The following is a 25,019-nucleotide window of genomic DNA, read 5'->3' on the forward strand; positions in this document are numbered from 1 at the left end:
GCAATTTGGCGACAACCCGAATGCGCTGGTTGGCGGCGTGCAAGCCGTTGACTATGACGGGAAACCTAGGTGGTTCCCCTTATCGAGCTTCGATATGACAACGCTGCCAATTATCGTCAATCGACCATCCCGAATTCCGCCGGGTCGGTTGGTTATGCCATTCGCCGGGTGCTGGCGGTCATTGGTGGAGGAGGTTTCGACCGTGAGGGTTCGATCGGCCACCGCGTCCTTGGATCGAAGGAGGAACTGTATGTATCGCCTGGCACCCCTGGTGGCGGCCTTTAGCCTGGCGGCCTGTTCCGGGTCCGCTGCCGATGCGCCCGTCCCCACCGAAGTGCGGATCGGCGGGCTGACCGCGGGGGATCGCGAGGCGCTGCATTCGCTCGACCGGGCCTATGTCAAAGCCTGGCGCGAGGATGGTACCGAGGCGCAGGCGGAAGCGTTGCTGAAGCTGTTTGCGCCCGATGCAATCGTTTATCCCGGGCGCGGCCGCGGGCCGCTGTCGGGGACCGAGGAATTGCGCGCCTTCTGGTTTCCCGAAGGCGCGCCGCCGACCAGGATCGAGTATATCGACCATCGCACGATCGATGTCGAAGGCTCGGTCGCGCTGGCCGCGATCACCGGTTACAGCGAGATTGCCTTCGTCTTCGATGGCACGCGCACCGCGCAGCGCGGCCATTATATCATCCACGCCCGCCCCGACGCGGCAGGCCACTGGAAGATCGAACGGATGATGTGGAGCGCCCGCGCGGAGGGCTGAGCCCCGCCGCAAATCCGGCCCGATCGATTCCGCGTTTGACAGGCGCGGGGGCAATTCCTACATGCTGCTCCGACCGCACGCTTCGAGCGAGTCCGATTCAAGCGCGGGAATCGGACACAGGATGGAAGCGGCGTTTCCATAATCGCGACGCTCGAGAAGCTGCAGCAGCCACCGCAACCGGTGTGCCATACGCTGCGGCCTTTTCGCGTCCCGACCATGGATCTCACGCGCATGAGAAGCAATCACCGGTCTTCCCCGCACGGGACCGGCGCACACGAGAAGAGGTACGTACCCCTTATGGCTACCAAGGCGAAAGCTCCCGCGAAGTCCCCCAAGAAGGCACGCGGAGCAAATGCGCAGGGCACGGCGAAACGCCGGATCCGCAAGATCTTCGGCGACATCCATGAAGTCGTCGATATGCCTAACCTCATCGAGGTGCAGCGCGAGAGCTACGAACAGTTCCTGCGTTCGAACAAGGAGATCGATTACGTCTCCGGCCTCGAGAAGACGCTGCGCTCGGTGTTCCCGATCCGCGACTTCGCCGGTACCGCCGAACTCGACTTCGTCCATTATGAACTCGAAGCGCCGAAATACGACATCGTCGAATGCCGCCAGCGTGGGATCACCTATGCCGCGCCGATGAAGGTCACGCTGCGCCTGATCGTGTTCGAGGTCGACCAGGAAACCGAGACCCGCTCGGTCCTCGATATCAAGGAGCAGGACGTCTACATGGGCGACATGCCGCTCATGACCGGCAATGGCACCTTCGTCATCAACGGCACCGAGCGCGTGATCGTATCGCAGATGCACCGTTCGCCGGGTGTGTTGTTCGATCACGACCGCGGCAAGACGCATTCCTCGGGTAAGCTGCTGTTCGCCGCGCGCATCATTCCCTATCGCGGTTCGTGGCTCGATTTCGAATTCGACGCCAAGGACATCGTCAACGTCCGGATCGACCGCAAGCGCAAGCTGCCGGTCACCGCACTGCTGTATGCGCTGGGTCTCGACAGCGAGGACATCCTCGCGCATTTCTACGAAACCGTCACCTGGAAGCGCGCGACCGGCAAGAAGGGCGAAGGCTGGAACATCCCCTTCGTCCCCGAAAACTGGCGCGGCCAGAAGCCGGCGTTCGCGCTGGTCGATGCCAAGACCGGCGAGGAAGTGTTCCCCGCCGGCCAGAAGATCAGCCCGCGTGCCGCCAACAAGGCGGCCAAGGACGGTCTTGAAACGCTGCTGCTGCCGACCGAGGAAATCTTCGGCCGCTATGCCAGCCGCGACATGATCGACGAGAAGACCGGCCGCATCTACATCGAGGCGGGCGAGGAAGTCTCGGCCGAGAACCTCGAAGTGCTCGATGCCGCGGGCGTCGATTCGATGGTCCTGCTCGACGTCGACCATGTCACCACCGGTCCGTGGATCCGCAACACGCTGCAGGTCGACAAGGCCGAGAACCGCGACGAGGGTCTCGAAGCGATCTACAAGGTCATGCGTCCGGGCGAACCGCCGACCAAGGAAACCGCCGAAGCGCTGTTCGAAGGCCTGTTCTTCGATAGCGAGCGCTACGACCTTTCCGCCGTCGGCCGCGTCAAGCTCAACATGCGTCTCGAACTCGACGCCGAAGACACCGTGACCACGCTGCGCAAGGAAGACATCCTGGCCGTGGTCAAGGAACTGGTCGACCTCAAGGACGGCAAGGGCGACGTCGACGACATCGACAATCTCGGCAACCGCCGGGTGCGTTCGGTCGGCGAACTGCTCGAAAACCAGTACCGCGTCGGCCTGCTGCGCATGGAACGCGCGGTCAAGGAACGCATGAGCTCGGTCGATGTCTCGACCGTGATGCCGAACGATCTGATCAACGCGAAGCCGGCTGTCGCCGCAGTGCGCGAGTTCTTCGGCTCCTCGCAGCTCTCGCAGTTCATGGACCAGACCAACCCGCTGTCGGAAGTCACCCACAAGCGCCGCGTCTCGGCGCTTGGCCCCGGCGGTCTTACCCGCGAGCGGGCCGGCTTCGAAGTGCGCGACGTCCACCCGACGCACTATGGCCGCATCTGCCCGATTGAAACGCCCGAAGGCCCGAACATCGGTCTGATCAACTCGCTCTCGACCTTTGCGCGCGTCAACAAGTACGGCTTTATCGAAACGCCGTATCGCAAGGTCCTCGACGGCAAGGTCACCGAAGAGGTGGTCTATCTCTCGGCGATGGAAGAGCAGAAGCACACCGTTGCGCAGGCTTCGGCCGATCTCAACGATGACGGTTCGTTCGTCGAAGAACTGGTTTCGGCCCGTCACGACGGTGACAACCTCATGGCGCCGCGCGAAACCATCACGCTGATGGACGTCAGCCCCAAGCAGCTCGTCTCGGTTGCAGCGTCGCTCATTCCGTTCCTGGAAAACGATGACGCCAACCGCGCGCTGATGGGCTCGAACATGCAGCGTCAGGCTGTGCCCCTGGTCAAGGCCGAGGCACCCTTCGTCGGTACCGGCATGGAAGAAACCGTGGCGCGTGACAGCGGCGCGGCGATCGCGGCGACCCGCGGCGGGATCGTCGACCAGGTCGACGCGACGCGTATCGTCATCCGCGCGATCGGCGATGTCGAAGCCGGCCAGTCGGGCGTCGACATCTACACGCTGCAGAAGTTCCAGCGTTCGAACCAGAACACCTGCATCAACCAGCGTCCGCTGGTGAAGGTGGGCGAGACGGTCGAACCGGGCGACATCATTGCCGACGGTCCCTCGACCGATCTCGGCGAGCTGGCACTGGGCCGCAACAGCCTCGTCGCCTTCATGCCCTGGAATGGCTACAACTACGAGGATAGTATCCTCATCTCCGAGCGCATCGTGAAGGACGACGTCTTCACCTCGATCCACATCGAGGAATTCGAAGTCATGGCGCGCGACACCAAGCTCGGGCCCGAAGACATCACCCGCGACATTCCCAATGTCGGCGAGGAAGCGCTGCGCAACCTCGACGAAGCGGGCATCGTCTACATCGGCGCCGAAGTGCACCCGGGCGATATCCTGGCGGGCAAGATCACGCCCAAGGGCGAAAGCCCGATGACGCCGGAAGAAAAGCTCCTGCGCGCCATCTTCGGTGAAAAGGCCAGCGATGTGCGCGACACCTCGCTTCGCCTGCCGCCGGGTGTTGCCGGGACCGTCGTCGAAGTGCGCGTCTTCAACCGTCACGGTATCGAGATCGACGACCGTACCCGGGCGATCCAGAACGAGGAAATCGAACGCCTCCGCAAGGACTCGAACGACGAACGCGCGATCCTCAACCGGGCGACCTACAACCGCCTGCGCGACATGCTGATGGGCCAGACGGCTTCGGCAGCGCCCAAGGGCGTCAAGAAGGGCACCGAGATCAGCGAAGAGCTGCTCGACGACATCGACCGTCACGAATGGTTCAAGTTCGCCGTGGCTGACGATGGCCGCCAGGCGCAGCTTGAAGCGGTCAAGTCGCAGTATGACGAAGCGGTCAAGATCATCGAAGAGAAGTTCGAAGACCGTAAGGAAAAGCTCGAACGCGGCGACGAACTCGCTCCGGGCGTGCTCAAGATGGTCAAGGTCTTCGTCGCGGTGAAGCGCAAGCTGCAGCCGGGCGACAAGATGGCCGGCCGTCACGGGAACAAGGGTGTGATTTCGCGCATCCTGCCGCAGGAGGACATGCCGTTCCTCGAGGACGGTACCCCGGTCGACATCGTGCTCAACCCGCTGGGCGTGCCTTCGCGCATGAACGTCGGTCAGATCTTCGAAACGCATCTCGGCATGGCGGCCCGTAATCTGGGCCACCAGATCGGCGAGCAGCTCGAAGAGTGGAAGCGCGCCAATCCGGATGCGTCGGAAGATTACGCCAAGGCCAAGCCGCCCGAAGCGATCATCGATCGTCTGAAGGAAGTTTACGGCGAGGAGTATCACGACGCGATCGACAGCCGTTCGACCGCCGAAGTGATCGAACTGGCAGGCAATCTGACCACGGGTGTCCCGATGGGTACGCCGGTGTTCGACGGTGCGCGCGAAGGCGATGTGACGATCGAGCTCGAAAAGGCCGGTCTGCACAGCTCGGGCCAGTCGGTCCTGTTCGACGGGCGCACAGGTGAAGCCTTCGACCGCAAGGTCACCGTGGGCATCATCTACATGCTCAAGCTGCATCACCTCGTCGACGACAAGATCCACGCCCGTTCGATCGGCCCCTACAGCCTCGTCACCCAGCAGCCGCTGGGCGGTAAGGCGCAGTTCGGCGGCCAGCGCTTCGGGGAAATGGAGGTCTGGGCGCTCCAGGCCTACGGCGCCGCCTACACGCTGCAGGAAATCCTCACCGTGAAGTCGGATGACGTGATCGGGCGGACCAAGGTCTACGAAGCGATCGTCAAGGGTGACGATACCTTCGAAGCGGGCATTCCGGAGAGCTTCAACGTGCTCGTCAAGGAAATGCGCAGCCTGGGTCTCAATGTCGAACTCAAGTCGCTCAGCGAAGGCGACGAGGACGGCGACGGCCTCGCGATCGCGGCGGAATAGGGGAGCCTAGCGCTCCCCACCACCGCCCCAAGGAATTCACCCGCTAAGGGAATAAGTCATGAACGAACTGACCAAATTCACCAACCAGCTCGCGAAGCCCGAAACCTTCGACGAGATCCAGATCGGCATCGCCAGCCCCGAGCGCATCCGCTCGTGGTCCTTCGGCGAAATCAAGAAGCCCGAAACGATCAATTACCGCACGTTCAAGCCTGAACGCGACGGGTTGTTCTGCGCGCGCATCTTCGGTCCCGTGAAGGATTACGAATGCCTGTGCGGCAAGTACAAGCGCATGAAGTACAAGGGCGTCGTCTGCGAGAAGTGCGGCGTCGAAGTGACCGTGACCAAGGTCCGCCGCGAACGCATGGGCCATATCGAACTGGCCGCGCCGGTCGCGCATATCTGGTTCCTCAAGTCGCTGCCCTCGCGCATCGGCCTGCTGCTCGACATGCAGCTCAAGCAGCTCGAACGCGTGCTGTATTTCGAAAGCTACATCGTCACCGAGCCCGGCCTGACCCCGCTCGAGAAGTTCCAGCTCCTCACCGAGGACGAACTGCTCGAAGCGCAGGACGAATATGGTGAGGACGCCTTCACCGCCGATATCGGTGCCGCTGCGGTCAAGACCATGCTGATGGATCTCGATCTCGAACAGGAAAAGGCCGATCTGCTGGAAGAGCTCGCGACGACCAAGTCGAAGCTCAAGCCGGCCAAGATCATCAAGCGCCTCAAGGTCGTCGAAAGCTTCATCGAAAGCGGCAACCGTCCCGAATGGATGATCCTCGAAGTCGTGCCGGTCATTCCGCCCGAACTGCGCCCGCTGGTGCCGCTCGACGGGGGCCGTTTCGCGACCTCGGATCTCAACGATCTCTATCGCCGCGTCATCAACCGTAACAACCGCCTGAAGCGGCTGATGGAACTGCGCGCGCCGGACATCATCGTCCGCAACGAAAAGCGCATGCTGCAGGAAGCCGTCGACGCATTGTTCGACAACGGCCGCCGCGGCCGCGTGATCACCGGCGCCAACAAGCGTCCGCTCAAGTCGCTCAGCGACATGCTCAAGGGCAAGCAGGGCCGCTTCCGCCAGAACCTTCTGGGTAAGCGCGTCGACTATTCGGGCCGTTCGGTCATCGTGACCGGTCCCGAACTCAAGCTGCACCAGTGCGGTCTGCCCAAGAAGATGGCGCTCGAGCTGTTCAAGCCGTTCATCTACGCCCGCCTCGATGCCAAGGGTCTGTCGATGACCCTCAAGCAGGCGAAGAAGTGGGTCGAGAAGGAGCGCAAGGAAGTCTGGGACATCCTGGATGAAGTCATCCGCGAACACCCCGTCCTCCTGAACCGCGCACCGACGCTTCACCGTCTCGGCATCCAGGCGTTCGAGCCCGTGCTGATCGAAGGCAAGGCCATCCAGCTCCACCCGCTGGTCTGCGCCGCCTTCAACGCCGACTTCGATGGCGACCAGATGGCCGTCCACGTCCCGCTTTCGCTCGAAGCCCAGCTCGAAGCGCGCGTGCTGATGATGTCGACCAACAACATCCTCTCGCCCGCCAACGGCAAGCCGATCATCGTGCCGTCGCAGGACATGGTCCTGGGTCTCTACTACCTCTCGATGGAGCGGCAGGAGAAGACGCCCGAATTCGTCGAGGACAGCGACGGCAACAAGGTCGAAAAGCTGCAGATGTTCTCGGACATGGCCGAGGTTCACCAGGCGCTCGAGACCAAGCAGGTCTCGCTGCACACCAAGATCCTCGCCCGCGTTCCGCAGGCGGACGAGAACGGCAAGATCGCGATGTCGCGGTTCGAAACGACCGCCGGCCGCATGCTGATCGGCGAATGTCTGCCCAAGAACCACAAGGTTCCGTTCGACATCGTCAACCGCTTGCTGACCAAGAAGGACATCGCCGACGTCATCGACGAGGTCTATCGTCACACCGGCCAGAAGGACACGGTGCTGTTCGCCGACGCGATCATGTCGCTCGGCTTCCGCCACGCGTTCAAGGCCGGCATCTCCTTCGGCAAGGATGACATGATCATCCCCGAAGAGAAGATCGAAATGGTCGAAACGACCAAGGCGCTGGTGGCCGATTACGAGCAGCAGTATCAGGACGGCCTGATCACCCAGCAGGAAAAGTACAACAAGGTGATCGACGCCTGGAGCCGTTGCGGCGACCAGGTTGCCGAAGCCATGATGGAGAAGATCCGGGCCCGCCCGATTGGCAAGGACGGTGTCCAGGCCGAGATCAACTCGATCTACATGATGGCGCACTCCGGTGCCCGTGGTAGCCCGGCGCAGATGAAGCAGCTCGCCGGGATGCGCGGCCTGATGGCCAAGCCGTCGGGCGAGATCATCGAGAACCCGATTATCTCGAACTTCAAGGAAGGCCTCAACGTCCTCGAATACTTCAACTCCACCCACGGTGCCCGTAAGGGTCTCGCGGATACGGCGTTGAAGACGGCGAACTCGGGTTACCTGACCCGCCGTCTCGTCGACGTGTCGCAGGACTGCACCATCGTCGTCGAGGACTGCAAGACCGACAACTCGCTCGACATGCGCGCCATCGTCCAGGGCGGTAGCGTGATCGCCTCGCTCGGCGAGCGTATCCTGGGCCGCACCGTGGCCGAGGATATCGTCAACGCGGCGACCGACGAGGTCATCGCCAAGGCGGGCACGCTGCTCGACGAACCGATGATCAAGGTCATCGAGGAAGCCGAAGTGCAGGTCGCCAAGATCCGCTCGCCGCTGGTCTGCGAAGCCCAGCAGGGCGTTTGCGCCAAGTGCTACGGCCGTGATCTTGCCCGCGGTACGCCGGTCAACATCGGCGAGGCCGTCGGCGTCATCGCTGCACAGTCGATCGGTGAACCGGGCACGCAGCTGACCATGCGTACCTTCCACATCGGCGGTGCCGCACAGCTCAACGAGACCTCGCATCTCGAAGCCGTGTCGGACGGCAAGGTCGTCTATCGCGACATGCCCACCATCACCGACAAGAAGGGCCGTATCCTGTCGCTCGCCCGCAATGGCGAACTGGCAGTGATCGATGCCGAGGGCCGCGAGCGCGAAATCCACAAGGTGCCCTACGGTACCGTGCTGATGCACAAGGATGGCGGCAAGGTGAAGGAAGGCGATCGTCTGGCCGAATGGGATCCGTTCAGTCTGCCGATCATCACCGAAACGTCGGGCGTGGCGAAATTCCAGGACCTGATCGACGGTACGACCATGGAAGAACGCGTCGACGATGCCACGGGCATCGCGCAGCGCGTGGTCATCGATACGAAGACGTCGGGCCGCAAGAAGAACGAGGATCTGCGTCCGCGCCTGACCCTGTTCAACGATGCGGGCGACGAGACGGAAGCCGCGCGCTACATGCTGGCACCGGGCACCGTGCTTTCGGTCGAGGACAACCAGCAGGTCGATGCCGGCGACATCCTCGCCCGTGCATCGCGCGAAGCTGCCAAGACCCGCGACATCACCGGCGGTCTGCCGCGGGTGGCCGAGCTGTTCGAAGCGCGCCTGCCCAAGGATAATTCGGTCATTGCCAAGATTTCGGGCAAGATCGAATTCGTTCGCGAATACAAGGCCAAGCGCAAGATCGCGATCGTTCCGGAAGAAGGCGATGCAGTCGAGTACCTGATCCCCAAGACCAAGGTGATCGACGTGCAGGAAGGCGACTTCGTGAAGAAGGGTGATACCCTGATTTCCGGTTCGCCCAACCCGCACGACATCCTCGAAGTCCTGGGCGTCGAGGCGCTGGCTGAATATCTCTGCACCGAAATCCAGGAAGTCTATCGACTCCAGGGCGTGAAGATCAACGACAAGCACATCGAGGTGATCGTTCGCCAGATGCTGCAGAAGGTCGAGATCAAGGATGGCGGCGACACCGTGCTGCTGCCCGGCGAACAGGTCGATCTGGAAGAGCTCAAGGAAACCAATGCCAAGCTCGGCCGGAACAAGGAGCCCGCCAAGGGCACCCCGATCCTGCTCGGCATCACCAAGGCTTCGCTGCAGACGCGTTCGTTCATCTCGGCGGCTTCGTTCCAGGAAACCACGCGCGTGCTCACGCAGGCCGCAGTCGAAGGCAAGAAGGACACGCTGGTCGGCTTGAAGGAGAACGTGATCGTGGGCCGTCTCATCCCCGCCGGTACCGGCGCGGGTATGAACCGCATGCGCATCACCGCCACCAGCCGCGATGCGGCGCTGCGCGCCCAGTGGAAGAAGGCACAGGAAGCGATCATCGCTGCCCAGACCGCCGAAGAAGAGCACGCGGCGGAACTCGCCCAGGGCCCCGAAGCGGCGATCGGCGACGATCCGCTGGCAGTGATGGAAGGCGAAACGCACGGCACCGATGCCGATGCGGGCGAATACCTCAACGAGGACGCCAAGGACGGCGAATAAGCCGCGCCTAAATCGCACCGAAGTATTGGGCCCCGCCGGAGCGATCCGGCGGGGCCTTTTCTTTGGCGGGTAGCCTTTGCGCCGCGTTAATTAGTTCTGCTTCGCATGTTACTTGACCTTGAGTTGCGGGGGTTGCACGATGTGTCCCGAGTGGCCGCATCGGGGGTGTTGGCAACGACCGAGGGGAATTCGTGGCCACAGAAGTGCCCGATACCGAACTGCGTGCCGAGCCCGGTCCTGCCGGGGCGGATGCGGTGGGCCGTCTGCTCCTGACACGCCGACTGGACGATTTCATGGCCGGGGCGCGTCTGGCGCTGCTCCCCACGATCGGATCGCTTGCCGCGCTGCTGTTCACCTTTATCGGGCAGGTGCCCTTTGCAATTCTGCTCGCCTGGACCGCGATGCAGATCGCGCTGCTGGTGACCTATGTCCTGCTCGAGCGGCAGCTCGATTCTGAAGAGGCCCCGCTGGAGGAACTGGAGCGCCACTGGCGCCGGCTGATCGCGCTGCAATGGGTCGGCTCGTCGATCTGGGCGGCCATCTTTCCCTTTCTCGCCACGGTCGCGACCGGGTTCGACGCGGCAGTGCTGGCAGCCATTGCGATCGCGATCCTGTGCGGGGTCCTGCTGGTCCATCGCACTGCGCCACAGGCGGCGATATTCCATATTATCGTGATGACGGTGTCGATCACCGCGGCGACCTGGATCCAGACCGACGGTGCCGGCTGGCCCGCGCTGATGCTGCTGGCGCTGTTCGTCATCGCGCTCCTTGGTTCGACGCGCGAGCAGGAAAAACAGATCATCAGCGGGGCCGAGGCGGAGATCAGCCGCCGCGAAGCCGCGGGCACCGTCCGCATGCTGTTGTATGATTACGAGGAGCATTCGTCCGACTGGCTCTGGACCGTGGATGCCGCCGGGAACCTGCGCGATGTCCCCGCGCGGTTCGCCGCGGCAGCAGGCAAGGCCGAGGATGCGCTCGAAGCCACGCCGCTGATCGCCATGTTCTCTCCGGGGGACGACCGCGACCGGCTCGCGCGCCATCTGATGGAGCGCAGCCGGTTTCGCGATCTCGTGCTCAAGCTTCGGGTCGATGGCGCGGTGCGGTACTGGAAGCTGTCGGCGCGCCCGCGCAGCGATGGCCGGATGAGCGGGGTCGCGCGCGACGTTACCAACGACCGGCTGATCGAGGACCGGGTCGCCTTCATGGCGCATTACGACAACCTCACCGGCCTCGCCAATCGCTACCTTTTCAACGAACGGCTGCGTGCCGCGCTGGCGCAGCAGGACCGTGTGCGCAACATCGTGCTGTTCTATCTCGATCTCGACGATTTCAAGGCGGTCAACGACACCCGCGGCCATCTGGTCGGGGACCGCCTGCTGCGCGAAGTCGGGACCCGGCTCGAACAGGAGGTGCGCGGACAGGATCTCGTCGCGCGGCTGGGCGGGGACGAATTCGCCGTGCTGCTCGAAACGCGCGCGGGCGCGGGCATGCTGATCGAGCGCGCGCATCGCTTCCTCTCGGTCATCCGCGACCCCTTCGAACTCGACGGGCAGGTCTATCGCATTTCGGGCAGCATCGGCATTGCCAAGGGCGCCGATGGCGACCGCGATGCGGAAGAACTGATGCGGCGCGCGGATATCGCGCTTTTCGCTGCCAAGGCCAAGGGCCGCGACACGCTGGCGCTTTACGACGAGGAACTCGACCGGGTGGCGCGCGAGCGGCGCGATATCGAGACCGATCTGCGCGAAGTGCTCGCCCGCGATCAGCTCCATCTCCATTACCAGCCGGTGATCGATCTCGATTCGGGCGAGGTCGCGGGCTACGAAGCGCTGCTGCGCTGGTACCATCCCAAGCGCGGAATCGTGACACCGGACGACTTCCTCGAGGTGGCCGAGGAAACCGGGATGATCGTGCCCATCGGCGAATGGGTCATCCGGCAGGCGCTGGCCGAAACCGGGCAGTGGGAAGGCAATTTCCGCATCGCGATCAACCTGTCGCCCACGCAGGTGCGCAGTCCGCATCTGGCCGATGTGGTCGCGCAGGCGATCCATGCCCACGGGATCGCGCCCCACCGGGTCGAATTCGAGATTACCGAACATGTGCTGATGCAGAACAGCGACTTGTGCGAAGGCAATCTGGCAAAGCTGCGCGAGCTTGGCACCAAGGTCGCGCTCGACGATTTCGGGATCGGCTATTCCTCGCTCAGCTATCTGCGCCGCTTCCCCTTCGACCGGATCAAGATCGACAAGGATTTCGTCGAGGGGATCGAAGCCTCGGCCGACAATCAGGCGATCGTCTCCAGCATCACGCGGCTGGCCGATGCGCTGGGTATGGCGGCGACCGCCGAAGGCGTCGAAACGCGCGCGCAGCTCGACCTCTTGCGCAAGCTCGGCTGCCAGGAAGCGCAGGGCTATCTGATCTGCCAGCCGGTCCCGGGCGAGAATTTCGCCACCCCCGCGGCGGTCCAGGCGGCGATGCAGGGCGACGCCAGCGGCATCCTCGATTACCGCAAGGCGCGCGAGGCGGCGCTCAGGCGGCGCTCGTCGCGGGCCAGCTGACCTCTCGCCAAGCGCGCGCCCCTCGGCTATCGGCGCGCGCATGACCCATGTCACCCGCTTCGCCCCGTCGCCCACCGGGCGGCTCCATGTCGGCAACATTCGCACTGCGCTGCACAACTGGATGCTCGCCAAGCAAAGCGGCGGGCGTTTCCTGCTGCGCATCGACGATACCGATGCCGAGCGCAGCCGCGAGGACTATGTCGAGGCGATCCGCGCCGATCTCGAATGGCTGGGTCTCGAGCCCGATGGCGAGGCCCGCCAGTCGCAGCGGCTCGCGCTGTACGAACGCGCCTTTGCGGCGCTGCGCGAGGCGGGCCGGGTCTATCCCTGCTACGAGACGCAGCAGGAGCTCGAGCTCAAGCGCAAGATCCGCCTCGGGCGCGGGCTGCCGCCGATCTACGATCGCGGGGCGCTCGAACTGAGCGCAGCCGAACGCGCCGCCAAGGAAGCCGAGGGCATCGCCCCGCACTGGCGGTTCCAGCTCGATCACACTGCGCCGATCACCTGGGATGATGGCGTGCGCGGCCCGCAGAAATTCGACCCCGCGCAATTGTCCGACCCGGTCATCCGCCGTGCCGACGGCAGCTGGCTCTACATGCTGCCGAGCGCGGTCGACGATCTCGACATGGGTATTACGCAGGTGCTGCGCGGCGAGGATCATGTCAGCAATACCGCAGTGCAGATCCAGATGTTCTCCGCGTTGATCGCGGCGCAGGATGGTGCGGGGCAGATGCCGGGGTTCGCGCATGAGGCGCTGCTGGTCGGCGCGGAGGGCAAGCTTTCGAAGCGGCTCGGCTCGCTCGGCTGCGATGCGTTTCGCGAGCGCGGGTTCGAACCGCAGGCGATCGTCGCGCTGCTGGCGCGGCTGGGGACCTCGCTGCCGGTCGAGCCGATCGCGGACCGCGCGGTGCTGCTCGAAAGCTTCGACCTCGCCACCTTCGGCCGCGCCCCCGCCCGGTTCGACGATGCCGAGCTCGAACGGATCAACGCCGCGCTGGTCCACCAGATGGACTATGCCGCGGTTGCCGCGCGCCTGCCCGAGGGGATGGACGAAGCCGGCTGGCATGCGATCCGGCCCAATCTTTCACGGGTGTCCGAGGCGGATGAATGGTGGCGGCTGGTGACCGGCCCGATCGATACGCGCGCGTTCTCGGAAGAAGACCGCGCCTATCTGGCCGAGGCTGCGCGGAGCCTTGCATGGGGAGACGATCCCTGGCGTGCGCTCACCGCCACGCTGAAAGAGACCACCGGCCGCAAGGGCAAGCCGCTCTTCCTCCCCTTGCGTCAGGCCTTGACGGGAATGGACCATGGGCCCGACATGGGTGAATTGCTGCCGCTGATCGGTGAGACGCGCGCACGCGAGCGGCTGGAGCAAGCCGCGCAGGGGTAGGGGAAACGCGATCATGGCCGTGACTTTGGCAAGCGAACTGAAATTGCCGTGCGGCGCCGTGTTGCCCAACCGGCTGGCCAAGGCCGCGATGACCGAAGGACTGGCCAGCCCCGATGGGCGCCCCACGCCCGAACTCGAGCGACTCTACGGCCTATGGGCCGATGGCGGGTCGGGCATGCTGCTGTCGGGCAACATCATCGTCGATGCCGACCATCTCGAACGGCCCGGCAATGTCGTGATCGACCGCGAGCCCGATGCCGGCATGCAGGCGCGGCTGGCACGCTGGGCGGCAGCGGCGACGCGGCAAGGCAATCATTTCTGGGCGCAGATCAGCCATGGCGGCCGCCAGACGCAGAAGCTGGTCAATCCGCATCCCAAATCCTCTTCCGATGTCGCCGTGGCGCTGCCCGGCGGGCAATTCGGCAAGCCGACGCCGCTGACCAAGACGGAAATCGCCGATCTGGTCGAGCGCTGGGCGCTGGCCGCGCGCGTTTGCAAGGATGCGGGCTTCACCGGGGTGCAGGTGCATGGCGCGCATGGCTATCTCGTTTCGCAATTCCTCTCCCCGCGGGTGAACCGCCGGACCGACGAATATGGCGGCAGCCTGGAGAACCGCGCGCGGTTCCTGCTCGAGATCGTCGCCGCGGTGCGCGCTGCAGTGGGGCCGGGCTTCCCCCTCTCGGTCAAGCTCAACAGCGCCGACTTCCAGAAGGGCGGGTTCGATTTCACCGACAGCCTGCAGGTGGTGCAATGGCTCGAAGCCGCATCAGTCGATCTGATCGAAATCTCGGGCGGCACCTATGAACAGCCCAAGCTGCTCGGTGTAGCCGGGCAAGAGGCCGAAGAGGCGCCGCAAGTCGCGCCCTCGACCGTCGCGCGCGAAGCCTATTTCGTCGATTTTGCCAAGGCTATGCAGGCCGAGGTTTCGGTCCCGCTGATGGTCACCGGGGGTTTCCGTACCCGCGCGGCGATGGGACAGGCGCTGGCCAGCGGGGCGGCGGATGTGATCGGGCTGGGCCGCCCGCTCTGCGTCGACACCGATGCCCCCGCGCAGCTGCTGAAAGGTGCCGACGAGCTGGCGCGCTACGAAGACAGCCTTGAGCTGCTGCCCCGCTGGCTCGGCTTTCTCAAGCGGTTCCGCGCGGTGAAGGCAATCAGCGGCTTTGCGGGGATCTACTGGTTCTACCAGCAGCTCTGGCTGCTCGGACATGAAGGGCGCACCGACCGCGCGTTCCCCGTGTTCAAGGCCTTCCGGCTGGTCGATGCGCGCAGCAAGCGCATCATGAAGGAACGCCGCGCTCTTGTAGCGGGCAGGCCCCGGGCCTAACTCCCACCATCATGCTCGCTGCACTCTACCGATGGCCCCTGCGCGCGTGCGCCGCGCTGTTGCTGGCGGTCCTGTGCGCGCAGGCTTTGCCGCATCAGCCGATCTCCCTCGATCGCGGCCGCGGCCCGGTGTTCAGTGCTGCAACTGCAGAGGTTACGCTCCCGCCGCGAGAAGGGGAGGCAGGGCTGGTCTGCACGGTCGCAGCCCCCTGTCCGAAAACATATGTGGCGCTTGGACGGACGCTTCCCGCGCTCGCGCTCGATGCGCAGCCGATCTTGCCCCAGCGCTGGGCAGCGCACCGTGTTCGCGGCCCACCGCGGCGGCCACCGCCCCAGTCGATCGCCGACCCCCGCGGGCCCCCGCACCTGATCTGAACCGCCACGCGCCCGCAATCGGCGCGTCTCTCCGTTTCAGACAGGACATATATCATGACACGTCCCACCGACGGCGGCACCGCCGTCCCCGATCGCTTCGACCAGATCGAGGCGCTGCTGCTGCGTTATCCCGAGATCGCCGAAACCGAACTGGCCGATCTCAAGCGCTGGTTCACCAAGGAGGCCTCGGCCTTCGAAGTCGCCAGCCTGTCGAGCAAGGATGAGCTACGCCAGCAATACCGCGCTTTTCGAGCCGAGCATATCGACCGGCTGGGCGCGGTCGAACTGGCCGCGATCATCCTCGGCGGCATCTTGTCGCTGGGGGCGATCGTCTTCCTCGCGCTCGGCGGTTGAGGCGATGCGGCTGGTGGGGGCAGAACGCGCCTGCCAGCCGCCGCTAGTCGTCGTGCTTGTCGAGCTCGTCGCCGCTGATGGTGACGACGTGGAGCAGATTGGTCGATCCCGGCGTGCCGAAGGGGACCCCGGCAAGTGCGATCAATTTGCTGCCCGCCTCGGCAAACCCGTGGCGCAGCGCCATGCGCTTGCCCTTGGCGATCATCTCTTCGAAGCTGCCGATATCCTTGGTCGCCACCGCATGCGCGCCCCATAGCAGGCCCAGCCGGCGCGCGGTCCGCATGCTCGGCGTCAGCACCAGCATCGGCACGCTGGGGCGTTCACGCGCCACGCGCCGCGCGGTCGAACCCGACCCGGTGAAGACCGTGATCGCGCTGACCGGGACCGTATCGGCCACGGTCATGCAAGCATGCGCCAGCGCATCGGCGGTGGTGGAATCGGGCGGCGTGTCGAGCAGGCGCACGCGTTCGATATAGGCCTCGTCGCGTTCCACCTGGCGCGCGATCTTGTGCATGATCGTGACCGCTTCCTCGGGCCAGTCGCCCGCTGCGGTCTCGGCCGAGAGCATCACGCAATCGGCGCCGTCATAGACCGCATTGGCGACGTCAGAGACCTCGGCACGCGTCGGGGCGGGGCTTTCGATCATGCTTTCGAGCATTTGCGTCGCCACGATCACCGGCTTGCCCTTGAGGCGCGTCTCGTTGACGATCCGCTTCTGCAGCGGCGGGACTTCCTGCGGCTCCAACTCGACCCCCAGGTCGCCGCGCGCGACCATGATCCCGTCCGAAGCCTCGATGATTTCGGCCAGGCGGCTCACCGCATTGGGCTTCTCGATCTTGGCGCAGAGCGAGGCATGCCCGCCCATCAGCCGGCGTGCTTCGGCCAGATCCTCGGGCCGCTGGACGAAGCTGAGACCGATCCAGTCGACCCCCTTCGCCACGGCAAAGGCCAAATCCTTGCGATCCTTGTCGGTCAGCGCGGGGATCGGCACTTCGGCATCGGGCACATTGACGCCCTTGCGGTCCGAGATCACCCCGCCGACTTCGGCCGAACAATGGATTTTCTCTTCATCCGCGCTGATCACTCTGAGGCGGATCTTGCCGTCGTTGATCAGCAGCCGTTGCCCCTTCTCGAGCAGGCCGAACAGTTCGGGATGTGGCAGTTCGACGCGGGTCTCGTCGCCGGGTTCGGGATTGCGGTCGAGCGTGAAATGGCCCGAATGGCGGATCACCGCCTGCCCGTCCTTGAACTTGCCCACGCGCAGCTTGGGGCCCTGCAGGTCGGCGAGGATCGCGATCGGGCGCCGGAACTGTTTCTCCAGCGCGCGGATCGTCTCGATCGTCTGCGCATGGTCGGCATGTTCGCCATGGCTCATATTGACGCGGAAGGCGTCGACCCCGGCCTTGAACAGGCGGGCGAGCATTTCGGGCGAACGGCTTGCCGGACCGACGGTGGCGAGGATCTTGACCTTGCGGCCGCGCGGATCGAGCTTGGGGGCGGGGTTGGCCATGACCATCGCCTATGGCAGCGGTGTGCGACAAAGCAAGGACCATACGATCATGATAACGAATGCACGCGATCCGCTTGACGATTTGCCCGATGCCGTAGCGGCGGCAGCATTCCGCCGGCTGGTGCGCCATTTGCGCCATCGCCACGATGCGCAGAACATCGAGCTGATGGGGCTGGCGGGGTTCTGCCGCAATTGCCTCGCCGACTGGATCCGCGAGGCGGGGTTCGACGGCGACAAGCTGGCCGCGCGCGAGCTGATCCACGGCATGCCGCAGGATGAATGGAAGGCCACCCGCCAGACGCCCGCGACCGAGGAGCAATTGGCGCGGATGGAAGCGAGCGTCGCGAAAAATCGCGTGGAGTAACGAGTCGCCGCCTTCACCCGCGCTGGCTGGCTGGCTATCGAGCCGTCAACCGATTCTCATTTTACCGGAGTACACCCGACCATGGCCGAAGCCACCGACGACCGCCTGCGCCTGCTGATCGAGCGGATCGAACGCCTCGAGGAAGAGAAGAAGGGCATCGCCGACGACATTCGCGACGTGTACGCCGAATCCAAGGCGGTCGGCTACGACACCAAGATCATGCGCCAGATCATCCGCCTGCGGAAGATGAAGCCCGACGAGCGCAGCGAACAGGAAACCATCCTCGACACCTACAAGGCCGCGCTCGGCATGGGTTGATTCCGGCGGGGCGTGCCCTACATTCATAACACACCTGTTGCCGAGGAGAATGAGGACATGCCCAGCCCCTGGAAAGACGCCCGCGGGATCACCGTGACGACCACGCCCAACATCGAAGGGCAGCCGATCCAGGACTATCTCGGCATCGTCACTGGCGAGGTGATCGTGGGCGCCAATCTGTTCCGCGACCTGTTCGCCAATATTCGCGACATCGTCGGCGGGCGCTCGGGCAGTTACGAGCGCATCCTGCGCGATGCGCGCGAACAGGCGATCCAGGAATTGCAGGCCGAATGCGGCGCGCTCGGCGGCAATGCGGTGGTCGGGGTCGATCTCGATTACGAGGTCATCGGCGATACCGGCTCGATGCTGATGGTCAGCGCCAGCGGCACTGCGGTAAAGATCTGACCTAACCCGCGCTGCCAGCCAGCAGCACCAGCGAAATGAACGCGCCATTGTGGAGCAGGTGGAGCAGCACGCTGGCCCACAGGCCATAGTGGACGCGCAGATAGCCGAGCATGGTCCCGGTTGCGAATTGCGGCAGGACCAGCGGCAGCGCCATGGCCATGTCCTCGGCGGGAAAATTGAACAGGTGGACGCTCGCAAACGCCAGCGTGCTCAGCCAGAACAATACCGGGAAGAAGCGCGCGAACCAGCCCATGGCGGCCCGCCTGCGCAGCGCGAAGAGGATGGCCAGCGCGGCCAGCAAGCCGGTTCCCCCGACGAGCGCAGCGTGGATCGTCGCGTTACCGCTCAGCATGATCGCGGCCAATCCGGCGCCCAGCAGGACGATCAGCGCCAGCACATGGCCGGGGCGCCCCGACAACCAGCCGCGAAACGCGATCTCTTCCACCAGCGGGGCGAAGACCACCACCGCGAACACCACCGCCGGACCGATATCGATCCCTGCCAGCGCGGTTTCGGGCACGGTGATGCCGGTCGACATGACCAGCCCGGCAATTCCCAGCAACACGCCCATTACTGCCAGATCGAGCAGGAACAGCCGCCATACCGCACCAAGGCTTCCCAGCCGCGGCCTTGGCGCGCGTGCGGGCAGCGCCGGGCGCTTCAGGAAAGCGGCAAATTGCGTCCATTCGCCGCGCATCGAATTCGCGGGCGCAAGGCTTGTCGTTGCGGCGTGCATGAGGCTAAGGCGACCCTCTGATTCCAACCATTTCAGCTACGCAAAGCGAAACCATGGCCGGCCATTCCAAATTCAAGAACATCATGCATCGCAAGGGCGCGCAGGACAAGAAGCGCAGCGCGATGTTTTCCAAGCTCAGCCGCGAAATCACCGTGGCGGCGAAAATGGGCATGCCCGACCCCGACATGAACCCGCGCCTGCGGCTGGCGGTCAATGCCGCCAAGGCGCAGTCGATGCCCAAGGACAACATCCAGCGCGCGATCGACAAGGCCAGCGCGCAGGATGGCGAAAGCTATGAGGAAGTGCGCTACGAAGGCTACGGCCCGGGCGGCAGCGCGATCATCGTCGAAGCGCTGACCGACAATCGCAATCGCACCGCGACCAGCATTCGCACTGCCTTTTCGAAGAACGGCGGCAATCTCGGCACCGAGGGCAGCGTTGCGCATGGCTTCGACCGGCTCGGCTTCATTTTCTACGCGGCCGACGCGGGCGGCGAGGAAAAGGTCCTCGAAGCGGCGATGGAAGCGGGCGCGGAGGATATCGCCTCGAGCGGGGATGGCCACGAAATCTGGACTGCTGCCGAAGACCTGCACCAGGTCGCGGCCGATCTCGAGAAGGCGCTGGGCGAGGCCGAGACGGTCAAGTTGGCGTGGAAGCCCAACCTGACTGTCGACATGGACGAGAAGAACGCTAGCACGCTGCTCAAGCTGATCGACGTGCTGGACGATGATGACGACGTCCAGACCGTGTGGGGCAATTACGACATCTCCGACGAGGTGATGGACAAGCTCGAGGGATGAGCTTTCGCGGGGTGCGCCTCCGGCCCCGGCGGACATCCTGCGGCACTCGCCGATGACGCTTATCCTCGGCCTCGATCCCTCGCTCAGTTGTACCGGTTGGGGCGTGATCCGCGCCGAGGGATCGCGCCTTGCGCATGTTGCCAACGGGCAGGTGCCGACCGACCCCAAGGCGCCGATGGCCCAGCGGCTGGCGGGCCTGCAGGCGGCGCTGGCCGATGTCATTGCCGCGCACCGGCCCGACCGCGCGGCAGCCGAAGAAGTCTTCGTCAACAAGAACCCGCAATCGACGCTCAAGCTGGCGCAGGCGCGCGGCTGCGTGCTGGCCGCCTGCGGAGCCGCTGGGCTGGCGGTCAACGAACACGCCGCGCGGCTGGTCAAGAAGGCCGTGGTCGGCACGGGCGGGGCGGACAAAACGCAGGTGCAGGCCATGGTCAAGGTGCTGCTGCCGGGCGTGCGGATTGCCGGGGCCGATGCCGCCGATGCGCTGGCCGTGGCGATCGCCGACGCGCATTTGTCCTAGAGTGCTGATTTCGCCCGCCGCAGGCGCGGTCGCCCGATGTCCAAAAGCTGTCCCAATTCCTTCTTATAATTGAAAGACTTTCGCCGCCGGTGTGTCACAAGGCGGGGCTAGGCGCGTTGCGATCCAATCCAACGACAGGGGCCTTCCATGACATTCCCAGCTTTTCGCAGCGCCTTGCTTGCTTCCATCGCTCTCGTTCCCGCTCCGCTGATGGCGCAGGAGGTGCCGGCCGCGGACCAGTCCGCCAGCAGCACCACGATCATCGTCACTTCGCAGAAGATCGAACAGCGCGCGCAGGATGTGCCGATCACCATTTCGGCGGTGACCGGGGACCGGATCGAGGAACTCGGCGTGTCCGATCTGGACGAGCTGTCCAACTATGTTCCGGGGCTGAATATCCAGGAGCAGAGCGCCAACAACCCCGGCATCGTCATCCGCGGGATCACCTCGGATTCGGGTTCCTCGCAGCAGGGGCCGCGCGTCACGCTCTATTACAACGGCGTCGACATCTCGCGCTCGCGCGGGTCGTACCAGGCGATCTACGATCTCGAGCGGGTCGAGGTCATCAAGGGCCCGCAGGCGACGCTGTTCGGCACCGCTTCGGCGGTCGGCGCGATTAGCCTTGTCTCGGCGCGTCCGCGCGCAGGCTTCTCGGGCAAGATCACCGGCGGCTACGGCAATTTCGACCAGACGCTGCTCGGCGGCTATCTGAATGCCGGCAACGATGTGATCGCCGGACGGCTGGCGTTCGAATGGCGTACGCGCGACGGTTATGTCGAAAACCTCGCCGCCAGCCAGGAGGAAGAGCTCTATGCGCAGGACCAGCTCGGCCTGCGCGGCTCGCTGCGCTTCACCCCGACGTCCGCCCTCACGATCGACCTGATTGGCACTTACGACCAGCAGCGCAACGGCGGTACGCCCTTCATCTCGGGTACCTTCCCCGCCTTCGCCGGTGCGCCCGGCGGCCGCGACAATGCCTTCGAGGATGCCAATCTGGGCGGCTCGCCCTTTTCGGGCGCGGCGCTGGGCGACGACCAGCTCGGCCTCAACCGCGAGGTCTATGATGTGAACCTCACCGCGGAATGGGAATTTGCCGACAGCTGGACCTTCACCACGGTCAATGGCTACCGCAAGTTCGACAGCGCCGAAGTGTTCGATGCCGATGGTTCGGCCGCGCCCTTCCTCGAATTCGCCGAGATCGCCGAAGGCGAACAGTTCAGCCACGAAGGCCGGTTCAGCTATTCGGGCGTGGATCTGCGCGGTTCCTTCGGCTGGAACGTCTTCACCGAGGACGGCTTGCAGAACGTTCCCTTCTCGACCGAAGAAGGCACCTTCCTCCAGTGCCTGACCAGCCTGTTCGGCGCGCCGCTGATCCCGGGTATCCCCTGCGTCGCGCCCGACGGCAGCGTACCCGCGAGCGCGGTCACCGGCCTCGCGACCGGCGGCGCCGCCACTGCCATCCCCTACCGCTCGATGTTCGAGAACCAGGGGCAGAACGACACTTACTCGGTCTTCGCCGATGCCACCTGGCTGGCCACCGACGCGCTCGAACTGACCGCCGGTCTGCGGTATCTGCGCGAAAACCGTCAGTCGGGCTATCGCACCGATGTTCCCAATTCGGTGCTGTCGGGCGCACCGTTGATCCCCGGGCAGGTCGATACCGGGGGGGAGACCTTCCTCGGCGAAGCCGACTTCGATGCGTGGCTCCCGCGTTTCAACGTGCTCTACCGGATCTCGCCCGAAGTGAACGTCTTCGCCACCGTCTCCAAGGGCCGCCGCTCGCCAGTCGTGCAGCAGTCCACGACGCTGCAGCTTGTTGCCCGGGAGACGGTGTGGAACTACGAAGGCGGTATCAAGCTCGCCAGCGGCGGCGTTTCGGGCTCGCTCGGCGTCTATTACCAGGTCTATGACAACTTCCAGGTCTCGGTCGAGGAGCTGGACGAGGACGGCAACCCGACCGGCGGTTTCATCACCCAAAGCGCCGGTGCGGCGTCCAATCTGGGTGTCGAGGCCGAAATCGCGGTCGAGGCGACCGACTGGCTCAGCTTCTTCGGCAATGTCGGGTATATCGATGGCGGGATCGACGAGGATAACAGCTTCGCCCCCGAATTTTCGGGTGCGCGTTTCCGCTTGCAGCCCGAATGGCAGGCGGCGGCGGGCTTCACCGTCGATTATCCCCTCGGCGGCGGGGCACGCCTGTTCGCCACCCCCAGCATCACGCATCGCAGCCGGATCTACTTCGAAGTGCCCAACAGCGAACTGACTTCGCAAGGCCCGGTGACGCTGGTGAATGCCCGCGCGGGGGTGAGCTTTGCCGATGACCGCTACGAAATCGCCGGATTCATCCGCAATGCTTTCGATGAAGACTATCTGCTCGATGCGGGCAATACGGGCGGTGCCTTCGGTATCCCGACCTTCATCCCCGCAGAACCGCGCTTCTTTGGCGTCCAGCTGACCGCGCGCTTCGGCGATTGATCTGACAGCGCCGCCGGGGTTCGCGCCCCGGCGGCCTGTTCAAGCGCTGCGCAAGCCGTTAGCGAGGCGCGTTCCAACCAGAAGCGGGCAGATCAGTGACTGAGACTATCCTTTACGGCATTCCCAATTGCGACACGGTCAAGAAGGCGCGCACATGGCTCGATGCGCAGGGCGTCGATTACGCGTTTCACGATTACAAGAAGCAGGGCGCCGATCCAGCCAGGCTGGCCGCATGGATCGAAACGGCGGGGGTCGATACCGTGCTCAACCGCCGCGGGACCACCTGGCGCAAGCTGCCCGAGGCCGACAAGGCCGATGTCGATGCGGCGAAGGCCGTCAAATTGCTGCAAGACAATCCGTCCATGATCAAACGCCCGATCGTCGAAGACGGCGGGGCCCTGCTGGTCGGTTTCAAGGAAGACGAATGGTCCGTGCACTTTTCCTGATCCTCGCGGCACTCGGTGCCGTCCCCGCGGCCGCGGCCGCGGCCGCTGCGGCTGAGGGCGACTTTCTCGTCATCGCGCATCGCGGCGCCAGCGGCGAACGGCCCGAGCATACGCTGGCCGCCTATGAGCGCGCGATCGACCAGGGCGCGGACTATATCGAGCCCGACCTCGTCGCGACGAAGGACATGCGGCTGGTCGCGCGGCACGAGACCGAGATCGGCGAGACGACCGATGTCGGCGCGCGCGAGGAATTTGCCGATCGCAAGCGGTCGAAGACGATCGAGGGGCGGTTGGTCACCGGTTGGTTTGCCGAGGATTTCACGCTGGCCGAATTGCGCAGCCTGCGGGTGAAGGAGCGGCTGCCCGGATTGCGCCCGGCCAATGCGCGGTTCGACGGGCTCTACCAAATCCCGACCTTCGAGGAGATCGTCACGCTGGTGCGCGCGAAAGAGGCCGAGACCGGCCGCGCGATCGGCATCTATCCCGAACTCAAGCATCCCACCTGGCTGCTGCAGGAAGAAGGCATCGACACGGTCGACCTGCTCGCCACTGCGCTGCGCCAGGCCGATCTCGACGACGCCGATGACCGGGTCTTCGTGCAGGCGTTCGAAATCGGCCCGCTGCAACGGCTGGACGTGCTGGTCGAGAGCCCGCTGGTGCTGCTGATCGCGGTCGAGGGCGGCCCCTATGACGAACCCGCGATCACCTGGGACGAATTGCTGACGCCCAGCGGTCTCGCCGACGTGGCGCAATATGCCGATGGTATCGGCCCCTATCTGGGCCGTGTCCTCGCTGCGGATGGAAGTCCGACTGCGCTGATCGCCGATGCGCATGCGGCGGGGCTGGCGGTCCATCCGTGGACGCTGCGCAAGGAGAACGCCTTCCTCCCGCCCGCGCTGCGCAAGGGTAGCGACGCCGCCGCGCAGGGCGATCTGGCCGCGCTGGTGGGAATGGTCGTGGCAGCAGGGGCCGATGGTGTCTTCACCGACGATCCCGCGCTGGTGGTCAGCGCGCTCGGGCGGTGACGATATAGTTCAGCGACAGATCGCCCGACAGATGCAGCCCTTTGGCGGGCGAGAAGCCGATCCCGCGCGGCGTGCCCATGTCGAGGCCTGCTTCGTCGAGCAGCGCGTCCAGTTCTTCGGGCGTGATGAAATCGTCCCAGTGGTGCGTGCCCTTGGGGATCAGTCCGATGCCTTCCGCCGCGCCGATCATTAGCAGACGCGATTGCGGCGTGCGGTTGGGGGTCGACAGCACCATCAGCCCGCCCGGCGCAAGCCGCGCGGCCAATGCTGCGACGAAGGCGCGCTTGTCGGCAACATGTTCGATCACTTCCATCGCGGTGACGAGGTCGAAGCTGCCGAGATCGAGCGAACCGACCTCGCCCGCAATATAGCGGATATCGAGCCCCGCGCCTTCGGCATGCACTGCTGCAGCCGCGGCGTTCTCGGGCGCGGCATCGACGCCGGTGACATCCGCCCCCAGCCGCGCCAGCGGTTCGCACAGCAGTCCGGCACCGCAGCCGACGTCGAGCGCGGTCTTGCCCGCGAGCGGCTGGCGCGCCTCGATATCCCCTGCCCAGTGCAGGTCGATCGCCTCGCGCAGGAATTGCAGTCGCACGGGATTGAGCCGGTGGAGCATGGCCGAGGAGCCCTTGGGGTCCCACCAGTCCTTGGCGAGCTTGCCGAAATGCGCGGCTTCGTCGGCGCGGATCGTTGCGCCCGAAATTGTGCCGGCCGAAGTATTGCTACGCGGCTGTGTGGTTGCATCGCTCATG

The 25,019-nt window shown here is 64.8% G+C and carries 18 protein-coding genes; 15 read left to right on the forward strand and 3 right to left on the reverse strand.

From position 1 onward, the window contains the following. Positions 1 to 250: 250 nt before the first annotated feature. From J2S32_RS12180 to J2S32_RS12210, 7 genes are all read left to right on the forward strand, one after another. The gene (locus tag J2S32_RS12180) at positions 251 to 760 is read left to right on the forward strand and encodes a YybH family protein (RefSeq protein WP_253521790.1); all 510 of its coding nucleotides are present in this window, start codon (positions 251 to 253) and stop codon (positions 758 to 760) included. 297 nt (positions 761 to 1,057) lie between these two features. Continuing rightward, complete coding sequence (rpoB, locus tag J2S32_RS12185) at positions 1,058 to 5,278, forward strand: DNA-directed RNA polymerase subunit beta (protein WP_253521793.1); 4,221 nt, start codon at positions 1,058 to 1,060, stop codon at positions 5,276 to 5,278. Between the two features lie 58 nt (positions 5,279 to 5,336). Beyond that, positions 5,337 to 9,665 (forward strand): DNA-directed RNA polymerase subunit beta', encoded by a 4,329-nt coding sequence (gene rpoC / locus J2S32_RS12190; protein WP_253521795.1) that lies wholly within the window; start codon positions 5,337 to 5,339, stop codon positions 9,663 to 9,665. Positions 9,666 to 9,856: 191 nt separating this feature from the next. Next, positions 9,857 to 12,223: a putative bifunctional diguanylate cyclase/phosphodiesterase gene (locus J2S32_RS12195; protein WP_253521797.1), complete on the forward strand. Its 2,367-nt coding sequence runs from the start codon at positions 9,857 to 9,859 to the stop codon at positions 12,221 to 12,223. Positions 12,224 to 12,263: 40 nt separating this feature from the next. Then, positions 12,264 to 13,613, forward strand: coding sequence for a glutamate--tRNA ligase (gene gltX, locus J2S32_RS12200; protein ID WP_253521799.1), 1,350 nt, complete (start codon positions 12,264 to 12,266; stop codon positions 13,611 to 13,613). Between the two features lie 13 nt (positions 13,614 to 13,626). Then, positions 13,627 to 14,940, forward strand: a complete 1,314-nt coding sequence (locus J2S32_RS12205) for an NADH:flavin oxidoreductase/NADH oxidase family protein (RefSeq protein WP_253521801.1) — start codon at positions 13,627 to 13,629, stop codon at positions 14,938 to 14,940. Between the two features lie 428 nt (positions 14,941 to 15,368). Beyond that, the gene (locus tag J2S32_RS12210; RefSeq protein WP_253521803.1) at positions 15,369 to 15,668 is read left to right on the forward strand and encodes a hypothetical protein; all 300 of its coding nucleotides are present in this window, start codon (positions 15,369 to 15,371) and stop codon (positions 15,666 to 15,668) included. 43 nt (positions 15,669 to 15,711) lie between these two features. Here the strand turns inward: J2S32_RS12210 and pyk are convergent, their stop codons facing one another. Next, the gene (pyk, locus tag J2S32_RS12215; protein WP_253521805.1) at positions 15,712 to 17,178 is read right to left on the reverse strand and encodes a pyruvate kinase; all 1,467 of its coding nucleotides are present in this window, start codon (positions 17,176 to 17,178) and stop codon (positions 15,712 to 15,714) included. A gap of 49 nt (positions 17,179 to 17,227) precedes the next feature. On the opposite strand from pyk, the gene J2S32_RS12220 reads away from it, so the two are divergent. The 3 genes from J2S32_RS12220 (at position 17,228) to J2S32_RS12230 (ending at position 18,265) form a co-directional block, all read left to right on the forward strand. Beyond that, complete coding sequence (locus J2S32_RS12220; protein WP_253523098.1) at positions 17,228 to 17,542, forward strand: DUF1244 domain-containing protein; 315 nt, start codon at positions 17,228 to 17,230, stop codon at positions 17,540 to 17,542. An 81-nt stretch (positions 17,543 to 17,623) separates the two neighbouring features. Next, on the forward strand, positions 17,624 to 17,860 hold the full coding sequence (locus tag J2S32_RS12225) for a DUF2312 domain-containing protein (RefSeq protein WP_050601763.1): 237 nt from the start codon (positions 17,624 to 17,626) through the stop codon (positions 17,858 to 17,860). An 87-nt stretch (positions 17,861 to 17,947) separates the two neighbouring features. Beyond that, a complete protein-coding gene (locus J2S32_RS12230; RefSeq protein ID WP_253523101.1) occupies positions 17,948 to 18,265 on the forward strand; it encodes a heavy metal-binding domain-containing protein in 318 nt (105 codons plus the stop codon). Position 18,266: 1 nt separating this feature from the next. On the opposite strand, the gene J2S32_RS12235 is transcribed toward J2S32_RS12230, so the two are convergent. Next, on the reverse strand, positions 18,267 to 19,001 hold the full coding sequence (locus tag J2S32_RS12235) for a CPBP family glutamic-type intramembrane protease (protein WP_253521807.1): 735 nt from the start codon (positions 18,999 to 19,001) through the stop codon (positions 18,267 to 18,269). Between the two features lie 53 nt (positions 19,002 to 19,054). Here J2S32_RS12235 and J2S32_RS12240 point away from each other — a divergent pair, with 53 nt between their 5' ends. The 5 genes from J2S32_RS12240 (at position 19,055) to J2S32_RS12260 (ending at position 24,267) form a co-directional block, all read left to right on the forward strand. Continuing rightward, on the forward strand, positions 19,055 to 19,801 hold the full coding sequence (locus J2S32_RS12240) for a YebC/PmpR family DNA-binding transcriptional regulator (protein ID WP_253521810.1): 747 nt from the start codon (positions 19,055 to 19,057) through the stop codon (positions 19,799 to 19,801). Positions 19,802 to 19,853: 52 nt separating this feature from the next. Beyond that, positions 19,854 to 20,321 carry a crossover junction endodeoxyribonuclease RuvC gene (ruvC, locus tag J2S32_RS12245; protein WP_253521813.1) on the forward strand — a complete coding sequence of 156 codons (468 nt, stop codon included), beginning with the start codon at positions 19,854 to 19,856 and terminating at the stop codon, positions 20,319 to 20,321. 147 nt (positions 20,322 to 20,468) lie between these two features. Further along, entirely contained in the window at positions 20,469 to 22,796 is a 2,328-nt protein-coding gene (locus J2S32_RS12250) for a TonB-dependent receptor (protein WP_253521816.1), read from the forward strand. Positions 22,797 to 22,891: 95 nt separating this feature from the next. Beyond that, a complete protein-coding gene (locus J2S32_RS12255) occupies positions 22,892 to 23,242 on the forward strand; it encodes an ArsC family reductase (protein ID WP_253521819.1) in 351 nt (116 codons plus the stop codon). Next, positions 23,221 to 24,267, forward strand: coding sequence for a glycerophosphodiester phosphodiesterase family protein (locus J2S32_RS12260; protein ID WP_253521822.1), 1,047 nt, complete (start codon positions 23,221 to 23,223; stop codon positions 24,265 to 24,267). The genes J2S32_RS12255 and J2S32_RS12260 overlap by 22 nt, the downstream gene beginning before the upstream one ends. On the opposite strand, the gene ubiG is transcribed toward J2S32_RS12260, so the two are convergent. Further along, positions 24,248 to 25,018, reverse strand: a complete 771-nt coding sequence (gene ubiG, locus J2S32_RS12265) for a bifunctional 2-polyprenyl-6-hydroxyphenol methylase/3-demethylubiquinol 3-O-methyltransferase UbiG (RefSeq protein ID WP_253521825.1) — start codon at positions 25,016 to 25,018, stop codon at positions 24,248 to 24,250. The two genes, J2S32_RS12260 and ubiG, sit on opposite strands and share 20 nt — an antisense overlap. Position 25,019: the final 1 nt, after the last annotated feature.

The organism is Qipengyuania citrea (assembly GCF_024171405.1).
Classification (GTDB): Bacteria; Pseudomonadota; Alphaproteobacteria; order Sphingomonadales; family Sphingomonadaceae; genus Qipengyuania; species Qipengyuania profunda.

Coding starts and splice junctions, on each gene's coding strand:
- J2S32_RS12180 (WP_253521790.1), top strand. CDS start 251: ATGTATCGCCTGGCACCCCTGGTGGCGGCCTTTAGCCTGGCGGCCTGT.
- rpoB (WP_253521793.1), top strand. CDS start 1,058: ATGGCTACCAAGGCGAAAGCTCCCGCGAAGTCCCCCAAGAAGGCACGC.
- rpoC (WP_253521795.1), top strand. CDS start 5,337: ATGAACGAACTGACCAAATTCACCAACCAGCTCGCGAAGCCCGAAACC.
- gltX (WP_253521799.1), top strand. CDS start 12,264: ATGACCCATGTCACCCGCTTCGCCCCGTCGCCCACCGGGCGGCTCCAT.
- J2S32_RS12205 (WP_253521801.1), top strand. CDS start 13,627: ATGGCCGTGACTTTGGCAAGCGAACTGAAATTGCCGTGCGGCGCCGTG.
- J2S32_RS12210 (WP_253521803.1), top strand. CDS start 15,369: ATGACACGTCCCACCGACGGCGGCACCGCCGTCCCCGATCGCTTCGAC.
- pyk (WP_253521805.1), bottom strand. CDS start 17,178: ATGGCCAACCCCGCCCCCAAGCTCGATCCGCGCGGCCGCAAGGTCAAG.
- J2S32_RS12220 (WP_253523098.1), top strand. CDS start 17,228: ATGATAACGAATGCACGCGATCCGCTTGACGATTTGCCCGATGCCGTA.
- J2S32_RS12225 (WP_050601763.1), top strand. CDS start 17,624: ATGGCCGAAGCCACCGACGACCGCCTGCGCCTGCTGATCGAGCGGATC.
- J2S32_RS12235 (WP_253521807.1), bottom strand. CDS start 19,001: ATGCACGCCGCAACGACAAGCCTTGCGCCCGCGAATTCGATGCGCGGC.
- J2S32_RS12240 (WP_253521810.1), top strand. CDS start 19,055: ATGGCCGGCCATTCCAAATTCAAGAACATCATGCATCGCAAGGGCGCG.
- ruvC (WP_253521813.1), top strand. CDS start 19,854: ATGACGCTTATCCTCGGCCTCGATCCCTCGCTCAGTTGTACCGGTTGG.
- J2S32_RS12250 (WP_253521816.1), top strand. CDS start 20,469: ATGACATTCCCAGCTTTTCGCAGCGCCTTGCTTGCTTCCATCGCTCTC.
- J2S32_RS12260 (WP_253521822.1), top strand. CDS start 23,221: ATGGTCCGTGCACTTTTCCTGATCCTCGCGGCACTCGGTGCCGTCCCC.
- ubiG (WP_253521825.1), bottom strand. CDS start 25,018: ATGAGCGATGCAACCACACAGCCGCGTAGCAATACTTCGGCCGGCACA.